Source organism: Halomonas sp. BDJS001 (assembly GCF_026104355.1).
Taxonomy (GTDB): Bacteria; Pseudomonadota; Gammaproteobacteria; order Pseudomonadales; family Halomonadaceae; genus Vreelandella.
In genome coordinates this window covers 1,198,299-1,222,020 of record NZ_CP110535.1, presented here as the reverse complement: position 1 = coordinate 1,222,020, position 23,722 = coordinate 1,198,299, and the positions used below count along the sequence as shown (strand labels likewise).

Annotated in this window: 25 protein-coding genes; 6 read left to right on the top strand and 19 right to left on the bottom strand. The window is 54.4% G+C overall.

The genetic code is table 11. From position 1 onward, the window contains the following. The first annotated feature begins 35 nt into the window (after positions 1–35). Positions 36–995 (top strand): sodium-dependent bicarbonate transport family permease, encoded by a 960-nt coding sequence (locus OM794_RS05615; RefSeq protein WP_226248438.1) that lies wholly within the window; start codon positions 36–38, stop codon positions 993–995. A gap of 57 nt (positions 996–1,052) precedes the next feature. Here OM794_RS05615 and OM794_RS05610 read toward each other — a convergent pair whose 3' ends face one another. The 4 genes from OM794_RS05610 to OM794_RS05595 form a co-directional block, all read right to left on the bottom strand. After that, positions 1,053–2,711: an aminotransferase class V-fold PLP-dependent enzyme gene (locus tag OM794_RS05610; RefSeq protein ID WP_226248436.1), complete on the bottom strand. Its 1,659-nt coding sequence runs from the start codon at positions 2,709–2,711 to the stop codon at positions 1,053–1,055. Then, complete coding sequence (locus OM794_RS05605) at positions 2,698–3,165, bottom strand: Lrp/AsnC family transcriptional regulator (RefSeq protein ID WP_226248434.1); 468 nt, start codon at positions 3,163–3,165, stop codon at positions 2,698–2,700. Before OM794_RS05605 ends, OM794_RS05610 begins: the two co-directional genes overlap by 14 nt. A 344-nt stretch (positions 3,166–3,509) precedes the next feature. Further along, a complete protein-coding gene (locus tag OM794_RS05600) occupies positions 3,510–6,713 on the bottom strand; it encodes an efflux RND transporter permease subunit (protein ID WP_226248432.1) in 3,204 nt (1,067 codons plus the stop codon). A gap of 6 nt (positions 6,714–6,719) precedes the next feature. After that, on the bottom strand, positions 6,720–7,904 hold the full coding sequence (locus OM794_RS05595) for an efflux RND transporter periplasmic adaptor subunit (RefSeq protein WP_226248430.1): 1,185 nt from the start codon (positions 7,902–7,904) through the stop codon (positions 6,720–6,722). 453 nt (positions 7,905–8,357) lie between these two features. Between OM794_RS05595 and OM794_RS05590 the strand changes: the two genes are divergently transcribed. Further along, complete coding sequence (locus tag OM794_RS05590; RefSeq protein ID WP_226248428.1) at positions 8,358–9,317, top strand: AraC family transcriptional regulator; 960 nt, start codon at positions 8,358–8,360, stop codon at positions 9,315–9,317. Positions 9,318–9,721: 404 nt separating this feature from the next. After that, complete coding sequence (locus OM794_RS05585; RefSeq protein ID WP_226248426.1) at positions 9,722–10,285, top strand: manganese efflux pump MntP family protein; 564 nt, start codon at positions 9,722–9,724, stop codon at positions 10,283–10,285. 249 nt (positions 10,286–10,534) lie between these two features. Here the strand turns inward: OM794_RS05585 and OM794_RS05580 are convergent, their stop codons facing one another. From OM794_RS05580 to OM794_RS05545, 10 genes are all read right to left on the bottom strand, one after another. Further along, positions 10,535–11,299, bottom strand: a complete 765-nt coding sequence (locus OM794_RS05580; RefSeq protein WP_226248424.1) for an SDR family oxidoreductase — start codon at positions 11,297–11,299, stop codon at positions 10,535–10,537. A 288-nt stretch (positions 11,300–11,587) separates the two neighbouring features. Continuing rightward, positions 11,588–11,950: a TfoX/Sxy family protein gene (locus OM794_RS05575; protein WP_226248422.1), complete on the bottom strand. Its 363-nt coding sequence runs from the start codon at positions 11,948–11,950 to the stop codon at positions 11,588–11,590. A 100-nt stretch (positions 11,951–12,050) separates the two neighbouring features. Further along, on the bottom strand, positions 12,051–12,413 hold the full coding sequence (locus OM794_RS05570; RefSeq protein WP_226248420.1) for an iron chaperone: 363 nt from the start codon (positions 12,411–12,413) through the stop codon (positions 12,051–12,053). A gap of 249 nt (positions 12,414–12,662) precedes the next feature. Continuing rightward, positions 12,663–13,034 (bottom strand): VOC family protein, encoded by a 372-nt coding sequence (locus tag OM794_RS05565; protein ID WP_319001060.1) that lies wholly within the window; start codon positions 13,032–13,034, stop codon positions 12,663–12,665. Between the two features lie 82 nt (positions 13,035–13,116). Next, a complete protein-coding gene (locus OM794_RS05560) occupies positions 13,117–13,800 on the bottom strand; it encodes a DUF899 domain-containing protein (RefSeq protein ID WP_226248418.1) in 684 nt (227 codons plus the stop codon). Next, positions 13,800–14,117, bottom strand: coding sequence for a glutathione S-transferase family protein (locus OM794_RS23325; RefSeq protein WP_226248416.1), 318 nt, complete (start codon positions 14,115–14,117; stop codon positions 13,800–13,802). The genes OM794_RS05560 and OM794_RS23325 overlap by 1 nt, the downstream gene beginning before the upstream one ends. 139 nt (positions 14,118–14,256) lie before the next feature. After that, a complete protein-coding gene (locus OM794_RS23320; RefSeq protein WP_226248414.1) occupies positions 14,257–14,364 on the bottom strand; it encodes an aminoglycoside adenylyltransferase domain-containing protein in 108 nt (35 codons plus the stop codon). 111 nt (positions 14,365–14,475) lie between these two features. Further along, the gene (locus tag OM794_RS05555; protein ID WP_226248412.1) at positions 14,476–14,880 is read right to left on the bottom strand and encodes a VOC family protein; all 405 of its coding nucleotides are present in this window, start codon (positions 14,878–14,880) and stop codon (positions 14,476–14,478) included. Between the two features lie 7 nt (positions 14,881–14,887). Continuing rightward, positions 14,888–15,289 (bottom strand): DUF6968 family protein, encoded by a 402-nt coding sequence (locus OM794_RS05550; protein ID WP_226248410.1) that lies wholly within the window; start codon positions 15,287–15,289, stop codon positions 14,888–14,890. Positions 15,290–15,392: 103 nt separating this feature from the next. Then, entirely contained in the window at positions 15,393–16,310 is a 918-nt protein-coding gene (locus tag OM794_RS05545; protein WP_226248765.1) for a LysR family transcriptional regulator, read from the bottom strand. 160 nt (positions 16,311–16,470) lie between these two features. Here OM794_RS05545 and OM794_RS05540 point away from each other — a divergent pair, with 160 nt between their 5' ends. Beyond that, entirely contained in the window at positions 16,471–16,710 is a 240-nt protein-coding gene (locus OM794_RS05540; protein ID WP_226248408.1) for a hypothetical protein, read from the top strand. 208 nt (positions 16,711–16,918) lie between these two features. On the opposite strand, the gene OM794_RS05535 is transcribed toward OM794_RS05540, so the two are convergent. Continuing rightward, positions 16,919–17,950 (bottom strand): aldo/keto reductase, encoded by a 1,032-nt coding sequence (locus OM794_RS05535; RefSeq protein WP_226248406.1) that lies wholly within the window; start codon positions 17,948–17,950, stop codon positions 16,919–16,921. A gap of 5 nt (positions 17,951–17,955) precedes the next feature. Further along, positions 17,956–19,170 (bottom strand): MFS transporter, encoded by a 1,215-nt coding sequence (locus OM794_RS05530; protein ID WP_265154338.1) that lies wholly within the window; start codon positions 19,168–19,170, stop codon positions 17,956–17,958. Between the two features lie 109 nt (positions 19,171–19,279). Between OM794_RS05530 and OM794_RS05525 the strand changes: the two genes are divergently transcribed. Continuing rightward, on the top strand, positions 19,280–20,203 hold the full coding sequence (locus OM794_RS05525; RefSeq protein WP_226248405.1) for a LysR family transcriptional regulator: 924 nt from the start codon (positions 19,280–19,282) through the stop codon (positions 20,201–20,203). Here the strand turns inward: OM794_RS05525 and OM794_RS23315 are convergent. The 3 genes from OM794_RS23315 to OM794_RS05515 all read right to left on the bottom strand — a co-directional run bounded on the left by OM794_RS23315 (position 20,086) and on the right by OM794_RS05515 (position 21,699). Next, positions 20,086–20,337 (bottom strand): DUF6559 family protein, encoded by a 252-nt coding sequence (locus tag OM794_RS23315; RefSeq protein WP_413229647.1) that lies wholly within the window; start codon positions 20,335–20,337, stop codon positions 20,086–20,088. The genes OM794_RS05525 and OM794_RS23315 overlap by 118 nt on opposite strands. Positions 20,338–20,605: 268 nt before the next feature. Beyond that, positions 20,606–21,199: a hypothetical protein gene (locus OM794_RS05520; RefSeq protein WP_226248404.1), complete on the bottom strand. Its 594-nt coding sequence runs from the start codon at positions 21,197–21,199 to the stop codon at positions 20,606–20,608. A gap of 161 nt (positions 21,200–21,360) precedes the next feature. Beyond that, a complete protein-coding gene (locus tag OM794_RS05515; RefSeq protein ID WP_039859338.1) occupies positions 21,361–21,699 on the bottom strand; it encodes a low molecular weight protein tyrosine phosphatase family protein in 339 nt (112 codons plus the stop codon). 208 nt (positions 21,700–21,907) lie between these two features. Between OM794_RS05515 and OM794_RS05510 the strand changes: the two genes are divergently transcribed. Then, the gene (locus OM794_RS05510; RefSeq protein WP_226248403.1) at positions 21,908–23,719 is read left to right on the top strand and encodes a DUF4153 domain-containing protein; all 1,812 of its coding nucleotides are present in this window, start codon (positions 21,908–21,910) and stop codon (positions 23,717–23,719) included. The last annotated feature ends 3 nt before the right edge of the window (positions 23,720–23,722 follow it).

Genomic DNA, 23,722 nt, shown 5'->3' with positions numbered 1-23,722 from the left:
GTAGCCGCTTTAAAACCCCATCAAGGAGATTGTCCGTGCCGGATATTGTGGTGATGTTCTTTGTGTTAGGTGTGGTGGCCGGTGTGGTGCGCTCCGATCTCAGCATTCCCAAAGCCGCTTATGACATTCTAAGCCTGCTGCTGATGCTGACCATTGGCCTTAAAGGCGGTATGGCGTTGCACGGCAGTTTGAATGCCGCGCTGCTTATCGAACTGGCCGGGGTCACCCTGCTGGGAATTTTAATTCCGTTGATCGTTTTTCCGGTGGTTCGCTATGTGGTGCGGCTTTCGCTCGCAGATAGCGCCAGCCTTGCCGCTCACTACGGCTCGGTGAGTGCCGGCACCTTCGCGGTCGCACTGGCCTATGTTGAAGCGCATAGTTTGATAACCGGCGGCCAAGTCACCCTTTACCTGGTACTGCTTGAACTACCCGCCATTATGCTCGGGCTGTTACTCTACCGGCGCTTCAGCCGCGATAGCCGCACTGCAACACCTGCAGAGCTGAATAAAACGTCAGGGCTCTGGCACGAGACCCTGACCAATCGCGGCGTGATTCTGCTAGTGGGCGGTGTTTTGATCGGCTGGCTCTATGGCCCGAATGCCGGTGAATCAGTGACCAGCCTTTACACCAACGCCTTCCAGGGCATTCTGGCGCTGTTCCTGCTAGAGATGGGACTGGTGGCCGCAGAAACGCTGCGCAGCCTGCGCTGGGGACATAGTCGCTTGGTCATCTTCGCACTGATAGCGCCTGTCGTACTCTCCAGCCTTGGGCTGTTAATGGCCTTTTGGCTGGGGCTGCCCGCAGGCTCTGCGATTATTCTAGCGAGTCTTACTGCCAGCGCGTCATACATTGCCGCGCCTGTCGCCATTCGCGCCGCGATTCCAGACGCCAACATTGGCCTTGCCATGTTGGCCTCACTGGGGCTCACCTTCCCCTTCAATGTGCTAATTGGCATTCCGCTCTATCATCAACTTTGGGGATGGCTGGCGGGGTGAGCCACCGCGAGAATAATCTGTTGATTCTCATCAGAGAAACGATTGAAACGATTCTCGCTAATGGCGATATAGCGCACCAGCCTGGTCTGCTTCATGGGGCCACCAGAACCAGCGAATGGGTACGTCGTCATCGTGACGACTGGCGGGTAAAGGAAGAACTTTCGCCTGCTCGACCAACGCAAGTGCTCGGGCAAAACAATCCACGGATTCCTGCGTCTCGGCGGGCTCTGTTAAAGCGTCCTGATGCAAAAGCGTATCCAACAGTTGTGGTGTCACTGGCGCCTCCGACTGAGTAGGCCGTTTCTGGTACTGAGCGACCCAGACACCGGTGGCTTCATCGACTGAATATAATTTCATTAATACCGGCGCATAACGCGCAATAAACTCGACTGCTGATATTACATAGTTAGCCGTCTCATTACTAAAAAAGAAGTTAAATCCGAGCCTTACCCAACCTGGGCGATATATGCTTTTACCTTTTTGGACTAAAAACTCATGTTCTGCTGCGGTCTCGTTATCAATGGCGAGCAGTTCATGACCATAAGGCCCCGCACAGGAACACCCCCCTCTCGCCTGGATACCAAACAGGTCATTCAACATGGCAACCACAAGGTTGTGGTGAATAGCCTTGCCACCGACAGTAATGTTGAAAGAGAAAATCGCCAGCCTGGGCACATCAAGGGCCCCCAGCAGATGCACGTTAGCGACTTTTTGCCAGCGTGCCACGGCCATCGCCACCAGCGCTTGCTCGCGTGACTCAATCGCCTCGACCCCAACGCTCTCCTTGATACGAAACGCCAGCCCGGCTCGAATATCCCCGAGGATATTGGGGGTACCCGCCTCTTCCCGGCGTTCAACACTACTGACATAGCGGTGATGGGCCGCCGTCACGTAGGAGACTGTGCCGCCTCCGGCGATGGATGGCTTGGCGTTGCAGCATAAAGCTTTGCGAATCACCAATACGCCGGAACTGCCCGGCCCACCAACAAACTTATGGGGCGATAGAAAAATGGCATCCAGGTGATCATCGTGGCCGCTACCAGCCATATCGATGTTCACGTAGGGCCCACTCGCCGCATAGTCAAAGATAGCCAGGCCGCCGTATTGATGCGCCAGCCTTGCCACTTGTTGCACCGGGGTCAAAATGCCCGTGACGTTGGAAGCGGCCGAAAAGGCTACTACTTTGATATCCCGTTGTGCATAGGCTTGCAACTGCTGTTCAAGCACCATTAGATCAGGGAGGCCATCGCTGGCTAACGGAATGCGCACCACGTCCACATCACACTCTCGCCACATCAGATCATTGGAGTGATGCTCGTAGGGACCAACAAACACCACAGGTTTGGCTGCTTGCGAAGCACTCTGCCCAGGCGTCAGTTCAAGAATCCGACAACAGCGATCTATCGCCGCCGTCGCCCCGGCGCCAGCAAAAATAACCGCATAGTCGTGATTGGCACCGACCGATTCCGCGACGGTCTGGCGGGCAGCTTCACGCAGCCGCGTGGTCATCTTGCCGGTGTAAGAGGTTTCGGTATGGGTGTTGGCGTAAAGAGGCAGCACGGCTTCCTGCATCGCACGCTCCACGATATCAAGCGCCCTTCCTGAAGCGGTGTAGTCGGCATAAAGCAAGGGGCACGTGCCGAATGGCCCAGGAATCGACTGCCCCTCTCCAATCACCCCGCTCTGCAGGCGCTCCATCCATTCATGAGAGATCACCGAGGGGGAGCTCGTTGGTTTTCTTGACTTGTTCCATTGAGAAGCACGATGTGACATTACTAAGCTCTATTCTCGCAATAAGCCTTTTATAAAAGGCGTCATAAGACTGGTTATTGCGCGTAATGACCTTGAGTAAGTAGTCATACTCACCTGCCAAACGATTGACTTCTACGATTTCAGGAAATTCCTTAACGGTTTCCTGAAATGCGTTAAGCCAAGCTTGGTTATGTTTATCCGTTTTAACCATCACAAACACGGTGAGACTAAGCTCCAGTTTTTCAGGGCTCAGTACGGCAATTCTTTTTTCAATGACGCCTTCTTTTTCCAGTCTTTGTATTCGCCGCCAGCATGGCGTAACAGAGAGACCAATCCCCTCTGCAAGCTGTGCTATAGAAAGAGTATCATCGCGCTGCAGCTGTTCAAGAATTTTTAAATCAAATCGATCAATAAGCAATTTATTTCCCCCTATCTATTATTTTGAGTATATTTTTCTAAAAATAGCATATCACCAAGGGTTAAGTGAAATAAATTTTCACGCCACACAACGCTGTTTCAACCCCCACTTTAAGGCCATTAAAACGCGCTATAATAAAGCGCATAATCAATCAAGCGCACCAAAATGAATTATTAGAATAGACAAGTGTATGAACACATGGATAAGACTTGGCACTATAGCTTGCGGTTTACGGCAGCCGTCACCAAGTGGGTGTCTAAACAGAAAGGAAAAAACCCACTGCCCAGCTGATGCTTGATTAGCAAAAGGGGTGCAGTGGGCTCTTACAACAAAGCTAATTTTGATTAATAGCGAATAACTTCAGGTAAGTCACCCTGACCGGCGCTCTTATCGGTCTCCAAATTAGCGCTGTGATGGCTAACAAGCGGCCGAGAACCGGAGAGCTTGCGCAGTGCCACATAGAATACCGGGGTCAGGAACAGGCCGAACAGCGTCACCCCAATCATGCCGGCAAACACCGCCGTACCCAGCGCCGCCCGTACCTCGGCGCCTGCGCCAGTGGCGACTACCGAAGGCAACACCGCCGCCGTGAAGGCGATCGAGGTCATGATGATCGGCCGCAGCCGCAACCGGCAGGCTTCCAGGGCCGCTTCCACCACGCCCTTGCCCTGCAGTTCCAGCTCCCGGGCGAATTCCACGATCAGGATGGCGTTCTTACACGCCAGGCCAATCAGCACCACCAGCCCCACCTGCACGAAGATGTTGTTATCGCCCCCGCCAAACCAGACGCCAATCAGCGCCGCGAGCATCGACATGGGTACGATCAGAATCACCGCCAGCGGCAGCGTCCAGCTCTCGTAAAGCGCCGCCAGCACCAGGAATACCAGCAGGATCGACAGCGGGAAGACCACCAACGCCGCGTTACCCTGGGTGGACTGCTGGTAGCTCAGGTCGGTCCACTCCAGCGCCATGCCCGGCGGCAGCACCTCTTCAGCAAGGGCGTTGATGACGTCCATCGCCTGGGCGGAAGAGAGCACGCGGGGGTCGAACTCACCAGCCAAGTCCGCCGCCGGGTAGCCGTTGTAGCGCAATACCGGGTCGGGGCCGAAGGTTTGACGAATATCCACCATGGTGCCGATGGGCACCATTTCGCCCTGGTCGTTACGGGTGCGTAACCGGGCGATGTCTTCCACGCTGGCCCGATAAGGGGCGTCGGCCTGGGCGATCACCTGCCAGGTGCGGCCAAAGCGGTTGAAGTCATTCACATAGGTCGAGCCAAGATAAGTCTGCAGGGTGTCGAATAACTCCGTCAGAGGCACACCCTGGGCCTTGGCTCTCAGCCGATCCACTTCAGCATCCAGCTGGGGAACGTTGGATTGATAGCTGCTGATCGGAAAGCCCATCCCCGGCGTTTGCGCAATCGCGCCCTGGAGTTGGTTAACCGCCTGCTGCAGCGCCCCGTAGCCTAGATTGCCGCGATCCTCGATAAACAGCTGGAAGCCAGACCCGTTGCCCAGGCCCAGAATCGGCGGCGGCATAAAGGAGAACGCAAAGCCTTCTTTCAAGCCACCAATGCCCTGGTTGATGCGGGCGTTTATCTCCGCAGCGCTGAGACTGCGCTCACCAAAGGCACTGAGGGTTAGAAAGGCCACCCCGGTGTTTGAGGTGTTGGTGAACTGCAGCGCGTTCAGGCCGGGAAAGGCGATGGCGTGCTCCACACCTTCGGTTTCCATAGCGATATCCACGACGTCCTGAAGCATCTGGTCGGTTCGCTCCAGCGACGCCCCTTCCGGCAGGATGACGCCAGCAATCAGGTACAGCTTGTCCTGCACCGGGATAAACCCTGGCGGCACCGCCTTGAACATCACGTCAGTGCCCAGCAACAACAACGCGTAGACCACAAACACCGCACCACGATGCTTCAGGGAGCGGGCCACGCCGCCCTGGTACTTGTTGGAGCTGGCGTTAAAGAAGCGGTTGAAGGGACGGAAAATCCAGCCAAACAGCGTATCGATCACGCGGGTGAGTCGATCTTTGGGCGCGTCATGGGGCTTGAGCAGCATCGCGGCCAGCGCGGGCGACAGGGTCAGCGAGTTGATGGTGGAGATCACCGTGGAGATGGCAATCGTCACCGCGAACTGGCTATAGAATTGCCCGGTCACCCCCGACAGGAAGGCCATGGGGATAAACACCGCACACAGCACTAGCCCCACCGCGATGATAGGCCCGGAGACTTCCCGCATTGCCTGATGCGCGGCGGCCTGAGGCTTTAGGCCCTCTTCGATATTCCGCTCCACGTTTTCCACCACCACGATAGCGTCGTCCACCACGATACCGATGGCCAACACCAGGCCAAACAGGGTCAGGGTGTTGATGGAGTAACCCAGCAGGTAGAGCGCCGCGAAAGTACCGATCACCGATACCGGCACCGCCAGCAGCGGAATAATGGAGGCACGCCAGGTCTGCAGGAACAGCGTGACGACCAGCACCACCAGCAGCACGGCTTCCAGCAGGGTGGCAATCACCGACTTGATCGAGTCATTCACGAAGATAGTGGTGTCGTAGACCGCTTCATACTCCACGCCTTCCGGGAACTGTTCAGACAGCTCGTCCATGGTGGCGACGACCTGCTCGCGAATTTCCAGCGCATTGGCGCCCGGCGCCTGGAATATCCCCACACCCACGGCGTTGTTGCCGTCCAACTGCGAGCGCAGCGTATAGTCCCCGGCCCCCATTTCCAGCCGGGCCACATCCGCAAGCCTGAGGATCTCGCCGCCCTCACCGCGCTTCAGCACGATGTCGCCAAACTCCTCGACCGTTTCCAGCCGCCCTCGGGCGTTGATCAGGGTGAGGAAGTCACTCTCTTCTATGGGTTCGGCCCCTAACTGCCCGGCGGAGACCTGCACGTTCTGTTCACGCATGGCGCCGACCACATCACTGGCCGTCAGGCCGCGGGCAGCTATGCGATCAGGATCGAGCCACGCCCGCATGGCATAGTCTCCCCCGCCGAAGATTTGCGCATCACCGACCCCTTCGAGCCGGGCCAATCGATCACGGACATTCAGCCGCACATAGTTGCGCAGGTAGAGAGTGTCGTATTCGCCGCTGGGCGATGTCAGGTGAACGACCATCAGAAACGTAGGCGACTGCTTTTGGGTGGTGACGCCCTGCCGACGCACGGCTTCCGGTAGTCGGGCTTCTGCCTGGCTGACGCGGTTCTGCACCCGAACGGCGGCCTCCTCGGCATCGGTACCCGGGCGGAAGGTGACGGTCATTTGCAGCACACCATCAGAGCCCGCCACGGACTTGAGGTACATCATGTCCTCGACGCCATTGATGGCTTCTTCCAAGGGCGTGGCGACCGTTTCGGCGATCTCCTTCGGGTTGGCGCCGGGGTAAACCGTGCGCACCACCACGGAGGGCGGCACGACATCCGGGTACTCGCTGATCGGCAGGTTGGGAATCGAGATCAGCCCCACCGCCAGAATAATAATCGACAGCACCGCCGCAAATATCGGTCGGTCCACGAAGAAACGCGAGAAATTCATGGCGGTTTAGTCCTCCCTGGCAGCAATAGCGGGTTGAGCGTCAGCAGCCGGGGCGGCGGACACCGTTTGAGGGCTCACTTCCATGCCCGGCATAAAGACTTTTTGCACCCCGTTGACGATCACCCGATCACCGGCAGCGAGCCCTTCGCTGATGACCGTGCGTTCACCCACCTGGCGCCCTGTGGCGACCGGGCGACGCTGGGCCAGGTTGTTCTCATCCACCACGTAGACGTAGCGGCGATCCTGGTCGGTCAGCACCGCCTTGCCATCCACCAGCAATGCTTGCTCCAACCGCGCGACCGGCATTTCGACCCGCGCAAACTCCCCAGGACGAATGCGGCCATCTGGATTGGCCAACAGCGCCCGGAATTGCAGAGTGCCGGTGTTAGGGTTCAAACGGTTGTCGATAAAGTCCAGGGTGCCAGTGAACTGCCGCGTGGCGTCGCCACCCAGTTCGATCTTCAGGCTGTTCGGCTCCTCTCCACTCAGTAGTGCATAGCTGGCAAACGCGGCCTGCTCGTCCGCCTCAAAGTAGACATGGATCGGATCGATGGTGACCAGCGTGGTCAACAGGCTCTGATCGGCGTTGGCCAGGTTACCGCGAGTGACCATCGCCCGACCGGCGCGGCCACTGACCGGCGCTGTAATGCGGGTGTATTCAAGGTCAAGCTCGGCGGTCTGCAACGCTGCCTCAGCGGCATCGACCATGGCACGAGCGTTACTCAGGGTTGATTGACGCTGATCATGCACCTCCTGGGAAATAGCCTGGCGCCCCAGTAATACACGGGCCCGCTCGGCTTCGCTTCCAGCCTGGGCCAGTTGGCTCCTGGCTTGGGCAAGCTCAGCCTGGGCGGCGCCGACCCGCGCCTGATAGGGCCGAGGATCGATCTGGAACAGCAGATCTCCCTGCTCCACCAGCTCGCCCTCCTCGAACGCCACTTCCTCGATATAGCCGCTGACTCTGGACCTTAGCTCAACCGTTTCAGCCGCTTCTACCCGCCCGGTGAAAGACTCACTCAACACTACCGGTTGAGCAACGATATTCACCACGTCGACTTCTGGCGGCGGTGGTGGCGCAGCCGCGGCCTCCTCGCTCTTGGCTTCACATCCCGCCAGCAAAGCCATTAACAGCAAAAACGGGAGGATCCCCCGGCCACGTGTTGTGCGAGCTCTTTGATTCAAACTTCCCATGATGACTTGCTCCAATGGCTACCGGAAACCGATAGCAGCGTTGGTGATCTATTTCGTACCGCGTGAGCGGTCAGCTTTTATCTAGTCGCTTGAGTAGCGCCAGAATCGACAGTGGTGTTGTTATAGTAAGGAGGGCTGGCGGACTGGCAGGGTCGAGCTGAATGCGAAACACCTACCAGAGAATGCTTACCATAGGGTGTGCGGGGGCGAGGAGGGTATCGGGTTCCTGCGAGAAGATTGCCTAATTCTGTCGTGAGGTGTGAAAGGCTTCACTTGGTAGGGTCGTTGAATCGTCACGCTGTTTCGATGCTCAAGGATCATGACCGTTTGGTGACACCTGGCGCGGGTTGCCGGTTTCTGCGCGGTGCTTGCCTGATTCTGCAAAATCAATTGAAAAAGCCTCCGATTTACGCAGCGAAGGCATATACTGCGAACGATTAGGGAGGAGAGCCATTGACCACTATCTTGCCTGAGCAGATTGTCCAGCTCAGCGACAACCTGTCGCAACAGTTGATCAGCGTTGCCCGCCGCTGGAGCCCGCTTGAGGAGCTTCAGGATACGGCGATTGCCGAGGTGCAACTGGTGCGTTCAGATTCTGCCACTAGCTACTGTTCAGCAGTCTATGAACCGTGTATCTGCTTTGTCATTCAAGGTAGCAAGACCGTGCAGTTGGGCGACAAGGAGATCGTCTATAGTGGGCCAAGTTATATGGCAAGCGCCATTCACCTACCGGTGCTGGGCAGGATTGACCACGCGACCCCTGAGCATCCCTACCTGGCGGTCAAAGTCTCGGTGGATCCCCAAGAGGTGGCCGGGCTGATACTGGAGTTGGGCGATAAGGCACCGCCTGAGGGTCACGAAGCCATCTGCTCTGAGATAGACTGTGGTCTTAGCTCGGCGCCCATGGATATACGTATGCAGGAAGCGCTTTACCGACTGCTGAGTCTGCTAGACTCCCCGGAAGATATAAAGGTGCTTTCGCCGCTGGCCCGGCGTGAGCTGATCTACCGTGCGCTGATGGGAGGGCTGGGGCCACGGATGCGCCGATTCGCTGCCACAGATTCCCAGGCTAACCGGATCGCGCGGGTCATCTATACCCTCAAGGAGAACTTCACCCAGCCTCTGCGTATCCGCGAGCTGGCAGCGACAGCCAATATGAGCGAATCGACGCTGTACCACAGCTTCCGCGAGGTCACCCGCATGTCGCCGCTCCAGTTTCAGAAAAAGTTGCGCCTACACGAAGCCCGGCGACTGATGCTGGCCGAGGGGCTGGAAGCAGCCACCGCCAGCTACCGGGTGGGTTACGAAAGCCCCTCCCACTTCAGCCGCGAATACAGCCGCATGTTTGGCGCCCCACCCCGGGCTGACGTTAGCCAGTTGCGTGGCGCTCGAGCAACGCCGCTGCCCGCCTAGGCTTTGAACGTACACTGTCTTCGCGATTGACATCTGTTCATTTCCCTACCTCCAGCTTACAGCGTTCAAACTGTAAAACACTTAAGTTAAAACCATATAAAACTTTCAATAAGGCCAGAACTTAAAGCAGCCACTCCATAAAACCAAAAAACAACAAAGCTTCTCAAAAACCATTAAGAACATATTAAAAGCCAAGAAAATCAGCTAACACACACATTGTTAGCCAAGGCTATATTAGTTCACCACCCCAAACTTTATTTTTAAACTTCCGCCTTGTTTGTTTAATAAATCGTGGTAGGATTCATCGCTATTGAATACCCGACCGTTTCACTCAAGCATAGCGTTACCGCTCTGAAAACGAGTGGATATTCGCGGTACTTTCCCAGCGAGCGAGTTTATATTCCATGACGCCGATTGCCTTAATATTCCTGGCCATTTCCATGTCAGCGGATGCCTTTGCCGCTTCTATCAGCAAAGGCGCAGAGCTAACCAAGCCCCGGTTCCGCCACGCTATTGGCATCGGCCTGGTATTCGGCATTATCGAGGCAATTACACCTGTTCTTGGCTGGGTAGCAGGAAAGGCCTCACAGCAGTACGTGCAAGCCTGGGATCACTGGGTGGCCTTTTCCCTGCTTTCCGCCATAGGCCTGCATATGATTTACGCCGGGCTCAAAAAAGAAGACAAAATAGAGCATCGTCAACAAACGCTCTGGTTACTGGTACTCACTGCAACGGCCACCAGCCTGGATGCCATGGCCGTTGGCGCTAGCCTTGCCTTTATTGATGCCAGTATTATCGCTACCAGCCTTGCTATCGGCCTCGCTACTACGGTAATGGCCTCTATCGGCACCCTGTTGGGCCATAAACTCGGTAAGTTTGTTGGCCATTGGGCGGAGCTTATTGGTGGTGTTGTGTTAATAGGGATTGGCTTAGCAGTATTGGCAGAGCACACCTCTTTCTTTAGTTAATGTTGGCTGTAAGCCAGCCGACAAAAGCCCATAAACTACCGTTCTCCTGCTTAGCCGGACAAAGAAGCGTCGCCTTAAACTAAGATGTTATAGCTCGTTGTGCCTTAGTTTTTGGCCTGGCAATTCATAGCACTCCCATCAAAGGAGGTAGCCCCTCCTCCAGAGGGGACTACCTGTCGCCATGCATTGTTGTAAAGCGCGTGGTCGGCCTTCTCAACCTGATTATAATAGTCCGAGTGGGGCTCTATCTCAGGTACGGTTTATTGATACCCCGCCATCTACTAGCAGTGCAGCCCCAGTTGTAAAGCTGGAGGCATCTGAAGCCAGGTAGAGTGCTGATTGAGCAATTTCTTCAGGTTTTGCCGTTCGCTTCATTGCATGCAGGTTGGCTACGAACGCTAACGCTTCGGGGGTGCTAGCAAACTCCCTGGCTGCTGCGGTATCCGTTCCGCCCGGTAGTAATGCATTCACTCGAATGTTGTGAGAACCATATTCGCAAGCAAGGACTTGCGTCAGTCCAATTAGCCCCGCTTTACTGGATGCATAAGCCGCCATGCCTGGCATTCCTGCACTATAGCCGACAAATGTCGAAGTAAAAATTAACGAGCCGCCACCAGCCGAACGCATGGCAGGTAGTTGATACTTAGCTGCCAGAAAAGCGCTCGTTAAATTAGTCGTGATTACCTGGTCCCAATCGGCCAATGACATCTCGGGCACTGGCCCCATCGCGCCTAGAATGCCTGCGTTGTTAAAAGCTACGTCCAGTTGGCCAAACCGCGCGAGCGTCTCGTCAACGAGCTTTTGGACGAAATACTCATCGCCTACGTCGCCAGCAACCGCTAACGCTTGGCCGCCCTCCTCTTTTATGGCATCCACCAGCGTATCCAGCTCTGACGCCCTTCTGGCCGCTACCACTACAGTAGCCCCTTCCTTAGCGAAAAGCCGGGCAGTCGCTCTGCCAATACCTGAGCTGGCACCAGTAACAATGGCGACTTTATTGTCGAGTGCACTCATCTTTATGACCTCCATCACTGTTCCGAGATAGGAAGAACTCCTCATCAACAGCGAAGATCATAAGAAGCCGCTTACCTGGTGCCGACCCGAAACTTGCTATATTACGCGGGTACGAAGATGCTGATTACATCGGAGTCCTGTTACGGCGTAGCGAGCCGTTGCGCACACTGCTCCAGGAGAAGTCCACGATGTAAATAAAAAGGGGACGACTTATAGGGAGCCATTACAACGATAATTAGGGCGAGTGTTTAGTCCATTCTACTCTTTGATAGAGATATGATTGCCTGCTCACGCTCTCTTGGAACTGGCCTTACCCTTCAGGCGTTTCGCCCGCAATGCTGTTGCATAAGCACGATCGGCCCATTCCTTGGCGTGAATTGGATTTTCAAAGATTTCCTCGGGCGCAGCGTAATAAGCCATTCGCACCCTTTTACCCTTTTTCGCGTATTCAAACGGCTTCATTCCCAACTCGATAAAGGCGCCTACCGAACTTTCATCCGCTTTGAGGTAAAGAACATCATCAGCGACGAGCGCAAACATAAGACCATCACGATAAACGCCATACCCTCCAAACATGCGCTTAGTTTCTATTGCACCAAATAGCGCAAATACGTCGCTGAGGCTTGTGATAAATTCACTGGTAGCTTTCATTACCCTAAAACCCGATTTCAGCCGCTCCGCGTAGCGACATTGTATGGAATATTAAGACTGGAATGGACTGACTTCGTTTTAAACGAAATTTGAGCCAAAATCAGTCCATCTCAGCAAGCCGAGCTATTACTAGGTCTCTCAATAATTTTTCATCAATTTCCCAGCCACTAGGAATTTGAAATAAATTTTTCTTAACAACGTATCCTTCGTTTTCAAGCCTGGTCTTAAAGTCCTCCATCACTCTGGCACTCCAAGGGGCAAGCGCAAGATGGTTTTTCAGCGCTGATACACCAAATATGTAATCACTATCTTTACAAATCTGAGGTACATTCCAAGCCAGCTTGCAATCTAATTCAGGAAATTTTTTGAGGATAACTTCAATAACATTCCTAAGGGTATTTCCTTTCTCTGAGTCTAATGAACTCAGGTAATCTTCCACTGAACTAAACTTGCTCGAACTCATATTAACAACCTCTTAAGCGGAGATACCAACGCCGCTATTATCGGCGTCCTCTTAACTGCCTTGCTAAATAAGTACCGTCAGAATTAGAACGCACATAATCAACATGCAGTCGATAGTGAGAGTTAACCCTGTGCCGACAAAACACGGTGGCACACGCGACCTCTATTGGTAGAGAAATGCCTGGGATCGTCAAATCTTCATTCATCGGGGATTAGATGAGGATTCCATACGACTTCCCATAGATGTTGATCAGGGTCTTGAAAGTATCCGGCGTAACCCCCCCCAGAAAGTATCATGTGCCTCTTTCACAATATTGGCGCCAGCGACTTGGGCCTGCATCATTACTGCATCTACTTCCTCCTTCGAGGTGACGTTGTGGCCGATGCTAAATTCTGTTGGTGATATATCGCCCTTCGGCAGACCAGAATCATGGGAGATGCTGTCTCTTGGCCAGAGCGCCAGCTTCAATCCAGCATTCAGATCAAAGAAGGCGACAGCTCCATACTCAAACTCAGTACCTATAATTCCATCAGTCTTTAACCCCAGGCCAACCTGGTAGAACTCAATGGCTTTCTCTAAATCATCGACACCCAAGGTGATAACTGAAATCCGCGGTTTCATAGTGTGCCTTCTTCATTTATAACGCCGATAACATGGTCGGCTTTTTAGTAGGGACTAAAACGCAGTGTAAACGCCGCCAGCGTTAAACATCATACTCGTCATGGCGGCGGTTCCATTCATATGGTTTAGTCTGAGGCCAGCCTTCCGGAGAGTCTTCCCACGTTTCCTGGCGACCATAAGGTGTTAAATCCAGGTACGTCCAGAAGCTACCTAAATATTCGACGCCACGCGCCCCGGTAAAATAAGTGCGATATATGTCGTCTCCCTCGCGGAGAAATACGCTGGCGCCGTGCCTTTCTCCCTCCGCTGTCGTCACCCCAAAATCATAGTTAAAGTCGCTTTCAAAAGAGGAGTACCAGGGAATCGTCCAACCCATACGCGTTTTGTACTGCTGAATTTTCTCTAAGGGAGCGCGTGACACCATCACCAGCGAGGTATCACGCGCATGCAGATGGGCCGGGTGAGTCATGGCGTCAGCAACCCATGAACACCCGTCGCATCCCGCTTTCCATTCAGGCGCGTACATAAAGTGATACACAATGAGTTGACGGCGCCCAGCGAACAATTCGAGGAAGGATATGGGGCCTTCGTCGCCATGGAATTCGTAGTTTTTGTCTACTTTCACCATGGGTAGCTTTCTACGCTCAGCGCTCAAGGCATCGCGTGCTCGGGTCAGCGCTTTCTCTTTTATAAGAAGCTGATCCAGCGCAAATTTCCACTCTTCTGAAGATACGATACTTGGTAGCGGCTGTTTAGTGGTTGCCATTACCCCACTCTCCTATGTATTGCATGGGTGACTTTGAGCTGCGCCAGCACTGACAAACTTCGCCAAGCGGCGAAGGCTACTGACACGGCCAAGCGGCGATTGTACGCATAGAGGCATTTATGCCACGCTGGCCGGTCGTGGCAGCGCGTTAAGCCGGAAATCACATTCGGAAACATATCTAGAAGGTTTGTATGCGGTACCTGACTTAATGCAGCAACCATGAGAATGTCTGCATAGGTGAACTGGTCGCCAAGTAAATAACAATGGCGCCTAATTCGAAAATAATACCGCCGTAATGAGTGAACTGCTTTCAGCAATATTCATTCTGATCGTCAGAACCTTCTCGCTGCCAGATACCAAGACACGCCTCAATAGATTTTCGCAGACAACAGGTGAGCACCTTAACTCCCCCTGCTTCTCGTCCCATCGATCCTCTATATTCCCTAGGTAACCTTGCTAAGCGTAGTCCAATAAAGCTGCGTGTTCCTTTGCTAGTTGGCCTTTTGCCCACTCCACCGCGACATCTTTTGAAGCAATATCACCCGTTGCTGCCTTTAGCCCCATACAACAGCAGGCTCTTAACGACCAACTTTTTCAGAACAATCGCTAGGTAGGGTCAGCCAACCCCGTAACGCCCAATGAAACGCGGGACGCGTTGTAGCCATTGACAGGGGATTATTCAGCATGATCGTAACCGCCTTCAGCAAACACTAGCAGGCAGAACCCATTGCCAAATGGATCGCTCATTGTCGCAAGCATCCCCCAATCAAAAGATTTGATCCCTCCTTCCTGGATAGCACCCACCGAAACTGCCTGTTCGACTGCTGCGTCAATATCTTCAACAATGAAATCCAGATGTACTGGCGTCCAGTGCCGCTTGTAATCACGTTGGAGAGAGGTGTCTGGGGCAGCAACGCTCGCATCAGGCTGTTCAATCAGGTAAATGGAGGCAGGCCCTTCCCCCATTTCTGCAACCGTACCGTCAAATAGCCGCCGAATGAGCTGCAAACCGAGCCCGTTCTCGTAGAAGGTAATTGCTTTCCCAATGTCCTCTACATCAATGTTTACGATGAATTGCATACTCCCCTCAACTATCTGAACGATGCTTGAGCTCACCAATGCCCGTCAGAGCATCTGGTGCATTGCCTTGTTGGGTAATTTGTAGCAATGATTCGATCTTTATGGACTGGCCAAGAAACTCCAATATTTGATACCCAGATGCTGCTTGGTGGAGGGCAAAGCCAGACAGTTGGTTGATTGCTAAAGCCAAAGCTTGGTAGGAATCCACTCCACATGTATGTTGAATAAATACTTGGCTCTCATTGGTTAGTACGCGAACAGGGCATCGCCAGTCTGTACCATCGACAGTCTCAACGTCCGGAATAGGCTGGCCAATTTCGAGGCGTATTTGTTGCCGTGTACCATCAATGACAACCTCAAATACACGCGAAGCAATTGTTGCGGTGTATGACGTTGGAATAGGATCCATGAGTTTCCTTTACTCCGCGCTGAAACCACACGCTTGTCTAGACGACATTGTTATCTAAGTACAAATCCAGTAGCAGCTTACTGCGCTATATTAGCGAACCAAGCTAGCCTAATAATGGCCCGGCTAGGCGTTGTTTCTGTGCACGAACAGTTTCTGTTAGAAAATCCATAAACGCATGAATCCTCACTACGCCACGTAGATCCGGGTGCATCAGAAACCACAAGCCGTATTCCAGCTCGGGGATGGGATCAGTGAGCTGGATAATGTCTGGGTCTTCGTCGGCAAGATAGCAGGGCAGAACGGCCAACCCCATACCGGAGCGAACAGCGCTGAGTATATTGACCAGGGTATCCACACGGTAGACACAGACCGTTTTCAGAGCGTGCTTATCCATCCACTGATCCAGCGCTGAGTCCTGCAATCGTGATCCAGCACCAATCCAAGGTTGGCTAGCAAGGCTCTTGATGGAAGCCCCTGGTGTCAAATTGAGGCTTCGGTGTCCGTAGACAGCTTGTCCAATAGCGGTCAGCGGTCGCCCAATCAGATTTTCAGGGGGAGCGTTGGATGGACGGATGGCGACGTCAGCTTCTCTGCGTGTCAGGTTGAACAACTGGTTGGATACGGCGACATCCAGCACGATGCCTGGATATGTATGCTGAAACTGTGTGAACAGCGGAGAGAGCAGTCCCATCAACAAAGAGTCCGTCGTGGTGATGTAGATTTCTCCACTCGGCTTCAAGTCGCGCCCAGCGACTTTACGTTCGGCGTCCAAGGCGGCTTCATCCATTATTCTGGCGGTGCCGGCAAGCTCTTCTCCAGCAAGCGTTGGCCGGTAGCCAGTTCGGCTTCTTTCAAAAAGAGAAACCCCCAGACGCTGTTCGATATCACCCAGCCGTCGGAAAACCGTGGCGTGACTGACGCCCAGAGAGCGTGATGCACCAGACAAAGAGCCTGCGTTCGCTATTGCCAGGACGACCTCAAAGTCATTCCAAGCCAGATGGCTCCTTGTTTTCTGTGTAATAGCAGGGGGTTGCCGGGGATTCTTGCCTGTTCGTTTTTGCAAAGTTAATGCTCACTTTTATGGAATACCTTGCATTTTAGAACAAGACTAGCATGAACCTGAACCTATGAGACCACGCTTTCATCCCGTCACCTGGGACGACGCAATGGAGGTCAGGAACATGTTGAACTCAAGAAAAGAGCAGAACTTGCAACGCCACGTCTCGTTCCCCTGCGGCGATAAAGATGGCATGCCAAAAGGAAGTGCCGACGATTCGCTCAAGGAAAGCATCCCTTCTAGATATCGCGATGGGCGGGGAGGCATTGATCTTGAGCGTGTGCGGCTAGATCAGCACGAGGCTCGGCGACTGGTCATTCAGGCGATGATACGACGTATTGAAAAGCTATGGCGTCGGCGGTGAGTCACCGCTTGAGCGAATGCCAATGCGACTAATACGCGTAGTTTCGCCGTGGATCTGGGCCACAATGGAAAGCCATCACTGTGACTACGCTTACTAGGCTCTTAAAGATCCCCAAACATTATTTTTTGTAATGCCAAAACATTAATGGCACATCAATACTTGGGCGGGGCGCCGGAGCACCCCTTTTCTCAATTTCCGTGAATATCAGTCATACCAGGGGTGGATTACGCTCGGTAAACTGGCCGTTCCAATAGGGATAATAGGGGTAAGGTGGCGTTACCGCGCTCGCCGCGTCTAATCGTGCAACCTGAGATTCATCAAGGCGCCAGCCAACCGCACCGAGATTCTGCTGTAACTGGGTTTCGTCCCGGGCACCCATCAAAACCGATGACACCGTCGGACGTCGCAGCAACCAGTTAATCGCTACCTGGGGCACGCTCTTGCCGACTTCGTCAGCGATCTCGAATAGCACGTCCAGTACCCGGTACAGTCTTTCATTCGGCACCGGCGGCGCGAATCCTTCGGTCTCGTGAAGACGGCTCCCGGCGGGCAGTGGTTGGCCGCGCCGAATCTTACCGGTCAGGCGGCCCCAGCCCAGCGGGCTCCACACCAGAGCACCCAGGCCTTGATCCTGCCCCAACGGCATCAGCTCCCACTCGTAATCCCTGCCCACCAGGGAGTAATACGTCTGGTTCGCTACGAAGCGCGCATAGCCATAACGCTCGGCAACGCTCTGGGACTTCATCAACTGCCAACCAGAGAAGTTGGATGCCCCTAAGTAGCGAACCTTACCAGCCCGCACCAGATCATCCAGTGCGGACATCACCTCCTCCACCGGGGTCATGGCATCGAAGTGATGCAGTTGCAGCACATCGATATAATCGGTTCCCAGCCTTTTTAGTGCGCGCTCGGTGGCGCGGATCAAGTGGTGTCGAGAACTGCCCACGTCATTGGCGTCCTCCCCGCTGCGTAGTGACAGCTTAGTGGACACGATCACCCGGTCACGACGGCCTTTGATCGCCGCACCAAGGATCGCTTCCGATGTACCGTCGGAATAAACATCAGCGGAGTCGAACAGATTGACCCCAGCGTCCAGACATATATCGATCAGCCGCTTCGCTTGCTCAACATCGGTATTGCCCCAGGCACTGAACAGCGGCCCCTTGCCACCAAAGGTGCCGGCCCCGAAACCCAATGCAGGCACCTTAAAACCAGATCGCCCTAGATAACGATATTCCATCACACTCACTCCTGTTCGCAGTAAATTGCCGGGGCAGGCCGAAGGGACTCGCCATGCTCACGTTTGATTGCCCAAACAGCCACCGCCAGTCCGGTAAGAGCAACCAGTGCGGCGGCGCCAGGCACGGCGGTAAAGCTGCCGCTGCGCTCGATCACCACACCGCCCAAGCCCGCACCAATGGCATTGCCCAGATTGAACGCACCGATATTGAAGCTGGACGCCAGACTGGCCGCGCCTTCCGCCCGGTTAAGTACCCACAGTTGCAAGGGCGCCACCGTCGCGAAACCGGCCATGCCCAGCAGGCCGACGAAGACCACCGTTGTCCACTGATAGCCGAGCGCAAAAGGAAACAGGCCCAGCACCGCCGCCAGCACTGCCAATGTGATTATCAGGGCCGGTGCCAGCCCACGATCCGCGAGACGTCCGCCGAGCAGGTTACCGATGATCATGCCGACGCCGAATACCAGCAGAATCAGCGACACCGCATCCTGGGAGAAACCGGCGATGCCCGTCAGCATCGGCTGGATATAGGTGAATACGGTGAACACCCCGGCAAAGCCGAGCACCGTCATCAGCAGCCCCAACAGTACTGTCGGTCGGCCGATCACCGCCAGACTGTCGCGCCAGCCCATTTCCTCGCCGCCACCACTCTCGTGGGGAACCATGAGAGTAATCACCAGAGTCGCCAGCACGCCCACACCAGTGACCGCCCGGAAGGTGGTGCGCCAGCCATATTCGTGCCCCAACCAGGCACCGGCGGGCACGCCCAGCAACGTTGCCACGGTCAGGCCAGTGAACATGATGGCGATGGCACCAGCCCGTTTGTCCGGCGCCACCAGACTGGTGGCGACCACCGAACCAACGCCGAAAAAAGTGCCGTGTGCTAGAGAAGTTACCACCCTGGCAACCATCAGCATCGAATAGTTCGGAGCCAGCGCGCAGGCTAGGTTGCCGAGGGTAAAAATAACCATCAACGCCACAAGCACCTTCTTGCGAGGCCAGCGGGCGCTAGCAATGGTGAGCAACGGCGCGCCCACGAACACACCCAAGGCATAGCCGGATATCAGCAGGCCCGCTTGGCGGATACTTACATCCAGATCGGCGGCCACTTGCTCCAACACGCCCATGATTACGAACTCGGTGGTGCCGATGCCGAAGGCACCAATGGTCAAAGCGTAGAGCGCCCAGGGAACCGGGCGCGAAGAGGTTGAAGTCATCATCGAAACATCCATCAGGGAATGATGAAACGAATGCTAGACCCGCATCGCCCTCCTTGATACCTTTAGTATCCTCAATGACTTTCAATATTTAATTGATAATGAGACCACCATGGATCGCCTGAGCGACATCGCCCTTTTTCTTCGCGTGGTGGATCTGGGCACGATCAGCGCTGCCGCCCGCAGCCTTGACCTGTCAGTGGCCGTGGCCAGCCAGCGGCTACAGCGGTTGGAAAAGGGCCTCAATGTCCGGCTGTTGCACCGCACAACCCGTCGCCTCCACCCCACCCCAGAGGGGCTCGCGCTGGCGGAACAAGGCCGCGAGTTGGTGGAGGGGCTGGAAGCACTCACCCAGGATCTACGCGGCAGCGCCGACAACGTCACCGGCACCCTGCGCGTCACTCTGCCCCACTCCTTCGGGCGTCAGTACATTTCACCGCTGTTGCCCGAGTTCCTTAACCGTTATCCCCGGCTGGATCTGTGTGTCGGCCTGACTGACCAGGTAGTGGATCTGGTGGGCGAGGGCTACGATCTGGGCATTCGCATCGGCATTCTGGAAGATTCCAGTTTGGTGGCGCGACGCCTGGCCGACGACGAGCGGGTACTGTGCGCCTCTCCCGACTACCTGAAACGCCACGGCACCCCGCAACGCCCCGGCGAACTGGCCGATCACCAATGTTTGGTGCTTTCCAGCAGTCGGCGTCGGCAGGATATCTGGCACCTCACCGACAACCAGGGGCAAAGCGAGGCGATACAAGTAGGCGGCCGCATACGCAGCAATCAGGGTGAAATGCTCACCGAGGCGGTACTCGGCGGCCAGGGCATCGCGCAGCACTCGGTGTGGCACATCCACGAATACCTGCGCAACGGCCAATTGAGCGTGGTGCTACCGGATTACCGGTTAACGGAAACAGGCATCTACGCGGTGATGCCCCAGCGGCAGCTGGTGCCGCCTCGGGTGCGGGCGTTTGTGGCGTTTCTAGAAGAGCGGCTCGCTGAACACCCTGTCTGGGCGTTGCGGCGGGAAAAACAGTAAGGGTCAATAATCCGCTTTACCTGCAGCTGTGTGTAATATTTCTGGCGGCCATAATCGTTGACCAAAACGTTATGCAATTTCTCTATGTAGCCTTTAATAGCACGCTTCTTCTTAAAGTTATCGAGTAGCCCCACCCTTAACCTCCGTTCTTTAATAAATACCAGGAAATCTTTGGTTCACTATTACGCTTGGCCATACTGTGTTAAGAATCGGCTCGTGCACGAGTTCAATCAAAGTACTCATTTACAACCCGTAAATTCGCACGCGAATCCGATTCTTTTTTGTAGATTGTGGCCTGGCCTGCGCACGCCGACTTTTCAGAAAAAGCCTAGGCATTAGTCAGACTCTATAGGCAACAGCTTTTAAACATCCCCTGTGAGCTCGTTAAGACGCTCTGTTTACTCATGGCCCAAGCAAACCCTGTGACACCGCAAAGAGTGCGAAGAGAGGAATTGCCACGACCGTTGCGGCCGCATCAAATGTAATGGCAACAGGCGTTGCGATAACACGCCCGGCTGTATCGATAGGGCCCCTGGGCATGCTCATACTGACTTGATACTCCTTTTCGAGCTTTTCAAGCGGCAAACTTCCTTCAATGGTATATCGCTCGCCTCTAATCTCCCGTATCAACTGGAAGCTATCGGTGACGGGGTTTTTCGTAAAGCCCAATGCGGTTAATTGACTGACAAGTTCGGCTGAAGGGTTCTGTTCATGCAGTGTAAGCTTAATGCTGCCGGTCACCACATTGGAGCTAGAGAGCGAGAAGCCGCTAAATTCGGGAAGAAACTCAACTTCTCGGCTGAGCATCAGCGCCTGGCCAAGTTGCTGCTGAGAGGGAAATAAAAAAGCTTCACGCCGCGTGGTGACCACTAAATCGTTCGTTTCTTTATTAACGTAGAAGCCGTTGACGGCCATCACTCTCTCTGGCTTGGGCTCCCACAGTTTTGTGGTGCAGCCCGCTAAAAAAATACATAGAACGATCACTACTCGATACATGCTTCCCTCCTGGTTATGGCTCATGGCATTCCAAGTAAACTTTACCTGACCAGAGCTTTAAAAAACCAGGTTTTTTATAAGTATAATTTCATATAAACCTGAAATGGGAGGAGAACGACTCTTCGTCGCTATGATCAATCCTACGGCGCACCAGCTCCTCGCTATGTTTCGACTGCCGACAACCGCACATACTCCGGAACCCTTTCCTTGAGCAAGGTGATGAGTTCAGGCTGCATTAACTCGTAGTGATCGGGAATATCCAGGCAAACTAACCTTTTCCCCTTGAGTAAATCCCCGTACGTCTTGGCGACTTCATCCCGATGGCTCTTTTCCATCACTAGAACGATGTCAGCCCACTCAATTAAGCGCCAAGAAACCGGCGTTTTAGCACTCGAACTTGTTCCAGCTCCGATTGCTTGAACACCGGGGTAAGCTGAAAAGATACGTTCAGCCGTCGGACTGCGGAGTCTATTTGCGCTGCATATAAACAGAAGATTCAAAGCTCCTCCCTGGCCTGGCCTTACGACGCGCCTAAAGCACAGCATAATTAATTAGCAGTATTTCGAGCCATCTATCTTTGCACTTTGCAACCTTTGTAACTTTCTCACGTTATTATAGTTGCTTAGTGCTAGTTAATTACTTAGAGCCCGTTAGCTACTTAGAAGAATTACGGGCCCCACGCCGCCACTCAACTGTAGAAGAGCTGTCATGGACGATAATCGCCTAAATACCCTGGACCCGGCTACCAGTCTGGGCTTGATTTTTCTCGCCTTTGTACAGGGTTGTGCGCTCTATGCGCTGCATTTGGCTATCGACCATGAGTACTGGCTGGTCGCCGACCAGCGCTGGCTTAAGGCGCTCTACACCGTCGCAGTCGCCTTGCCAGCGTTTTATCTGATCAGCATCGTGCGACTGCGTGATCGCATCAACTTCCTACCGCTGCTGCTGGCTCCCCTACTGTTTTGGCTGGGCTGGCACCTTGGCTGGGTTGAGCAGGTGCCCGAGCCGCAGCAGTGGGGAGGCCACCCGTTTACCTTTGCCTTTTGCATGGCCGTAGGAACTGCCTTGTTTATTCTTGCGCTGTTCTTTCGTAGCAGCGCCACCAGTGGCACTTGGCCAAAAACCTATCAGCCCATGCTGGATTACTCATGGGAGCACGCCCTGACAATCGCCCAACTAGGCCTATTCATTGGCGTTTTTTGGAGCTTGCTATCTTTGTGGGCAGCGCTCTTTTCAGCCATTGGCTTAGACTTTTTCAAAACATTGTTCCAAACACCCGCTTTTTTCTATCCAGTCACCTGGCTGGTGATTGGCATGGGGCTGGTGATGATCCGCAATCGCTTTCGTTTTATCGCGAGCGTAAGACTGATGTGCGAAGCGCTTATCAAGGCGCTATTGCCGCTGGTCGCCCTAATCATATTGATGTTCTTTGCCGTGCTGCCCTGGACCGGGCTACAGCCGATATGGGATACCGGCAGAGCCGCGCAAATACTTATGGCGCTGATGTTGACCCTGCTGTTGTTCTTCAACGCCGTTTTCTATCAAACCGATAACAAGCTGCCCTATCCTATCTGGTTACGCAGCACCGTTATGCTCGCCGTCGTATTGCTGCCGATAGGTAGCCTGCTGGCCGCCTGGGCGCTCTGGCTACGAATCGACCAATATGGACTCAGCTTGGATAGGCTCTGGGCGGCACTGCTGCAAGTACTAACCGCGGCCTTTACCTTCAGCTATAGTCTGATTCTGCTCTGGCGACGGCAAGCAGCACTACCCAATTTACAGCGCGCCAATGTTGGCTTGGCCCTGCTGGTGGCCGGGGCGCTGATCGTGGTTAATACGCCGCTGGCGGATATGCGCCACTGGGTGGCCCAGCATCAGGTCAAGCGGTTGATAGACGGACGCACCACTGTGGATGCTTTCGACTACCGCTATCTACGCTTTCACCTCGGCCAGCCGGGCAGTTTGGCATTACAAGCACTCGCTGACAGCGAGTTTGCCCAATCGCGACCTGAGCTGACACGGCGTATTGAGCTCTCGCTAAAGCAAACCAATCGCTGGAACCAGGATCCACTAGTGGATACCCACAACCTGGATGATGTCGCCCAGCAATTTAGCGTGAACCCTGAAGACGCCACGCTACCCGAGCCACTGCTCGCCTTGTTAATTGAGCAGGGCTCAGCCTGCCTAAGCCAAGTTGAACCCTGCCAAGCGTTGCAGGTAAGCAATGAGCATGAATTACAATGGCTTATCTACGCTCACTACAGCTCGCATGGACAGGTCTATACCGAGCAAAATACAGGCTGGCAGCATGTAGGCACGCTGACTGAGTTAGGCGCAGCGCAGGATGAAAATGCTGACGACTGTCGACATACCAAACCGTCAACCGATTTACAGCCCATACCAGGGTCGTTAAACGCCTATCAGAGTGGTATCTGCCTATATAGCTTGCAGCCCAGCCTCGAAAGCGTCAGGCAACAAATACAAGCCCGCGCAGAGGCAAGCGATGTTCGGATTGATTAAGGT

What these genes read in the sequence shown, in the direction of transcription:
- OM794_RS05600 (WP_226248432.1), bottom strand. Translation starts at nt 6,713, where the DNA reads ATGAATTTCTCGCGTTTCTTCGTGGACCGACCGATATTTGCGGCGGTG.
- OM794_RS05595 (WP_226248430.1), bottom strand. Translation starts at nt 7,904, where the DNA reads ATGGGAAGTTTGAATCAAAGAGCTCGCACAACACGTGGCCGGGGGATC.
- OM794_RS05585 (WP_226248426.1), top strand. Translation starts at nt 9,722, where the DNA reads ATGACGCCGATTGCCTTAATATTCCTGGCCATTTCCATGTCAGCGGAT.
- OM794_RS05580 (WP_226248424.1), bottom strand. Translation starts at nt 11,299, where the DNA reads ATGAGTGCACTCGACAATAAAGTCGCCATTGTTACTGGTGCCAGCTCA.
- OM794_RS05575 (WP_226248422.1), bottom strand. Translation starts at nt 11,950, where the DNA reads ATGAAAGCTACCAGTGAATTTATCACAAGCCTCAGCGACGTATTTGCG.
- OM794_RS05570 (WP_226248420.1), bottom strand. Translation starts at nt 12,413, where the DNA reads ATGAGTTCGAGCAAGTTTAGTTCAGTGGAAGATTACCTGAGTTCATTA.
- OM794_RS05565 (WP_319001060.1), bottom strand. Translation starts at nt 13,034, where the DNA reads ATGAAACCGCGGATTTCAGTTATCACCTTGGGTGTCGATGATTTAGAG.
- OM794_RS05560 (WP_226248418.1), bottom strand. Translation starts at nt 13,800, where the DNA reads ATGGCAACCACTAAACAGCCGCTACCAAGTATCGTATCTTCAGAAGAG.
- OM794_RS23320 (WP_226248414.1), bottom strand. Translation starts at nt 14,364, where the DNA reads ATGGGGCTAAAGGCAGCAACGGGTGATATTGCTTCAAAAGATGTCGCG.
- OM794_RS05555 (WP_226248412.1), bottom strand. Translation starts at nt 14,880, where the DNA reads ATGCAATTCATCGTAAACATTGATGTAGAGGACATTGGGAAAGCAATT.
- OM794_RS05550 (WP_226248410.1), bottom strand. Translation starts at nt 15,289, where the DNA reads ATGGATCCTATTCCAACGTCATACACCGCAACAATTGCTTCGCGTGTA.
- OM794_RS05540 (WP_226248408.1), top strand. Translation starts at nt 16,471, where the DNA reads ATGTTGAACTCAAGAAAAGAGCAGAACTTGCAACGCCACGTCTCGTTC.
- OM794_RS05535 (WP_226248406.1), bottom strand. Translation starts at nt 17,950, where the DNA reads ATGGAATATCGTTATCTAGGGCGATCTGGTTTTAAGGTGCCTGCATTG.
- OM794_RS05530 (WP_265154338.1), bottom strand. Translation starts at nt 19,170, where the DNA reads ATGATGACTTCAACCTCTTCGCGCCCGGTTCCCTGGGCGCTCTACGCT.
- OM794_RS05525 (WP_226248405.1), top strand. Translation starts at nt 19,280, where the DNA reads ATGGATCGCCTGAGCGACATCGCCCTTTTTCTTCGCGTGGTGGATCTG.
- OM794_RS05520 (WP_226248404.1), bottom strand. Translation starts at nt 21,199, where the DNA reads ATGTATCGAGTAGTGATCGTTCTATGTATTTTTTTAGCGGGCTGCACC.
- OM794_RS05510 (WP_226248403.1), top strand. Translation starts at nt 21,908, where the DNA reads ATGGACGATAATCGCCTAAATACCCTGGACCCGGCTACCAGTCTGGGC.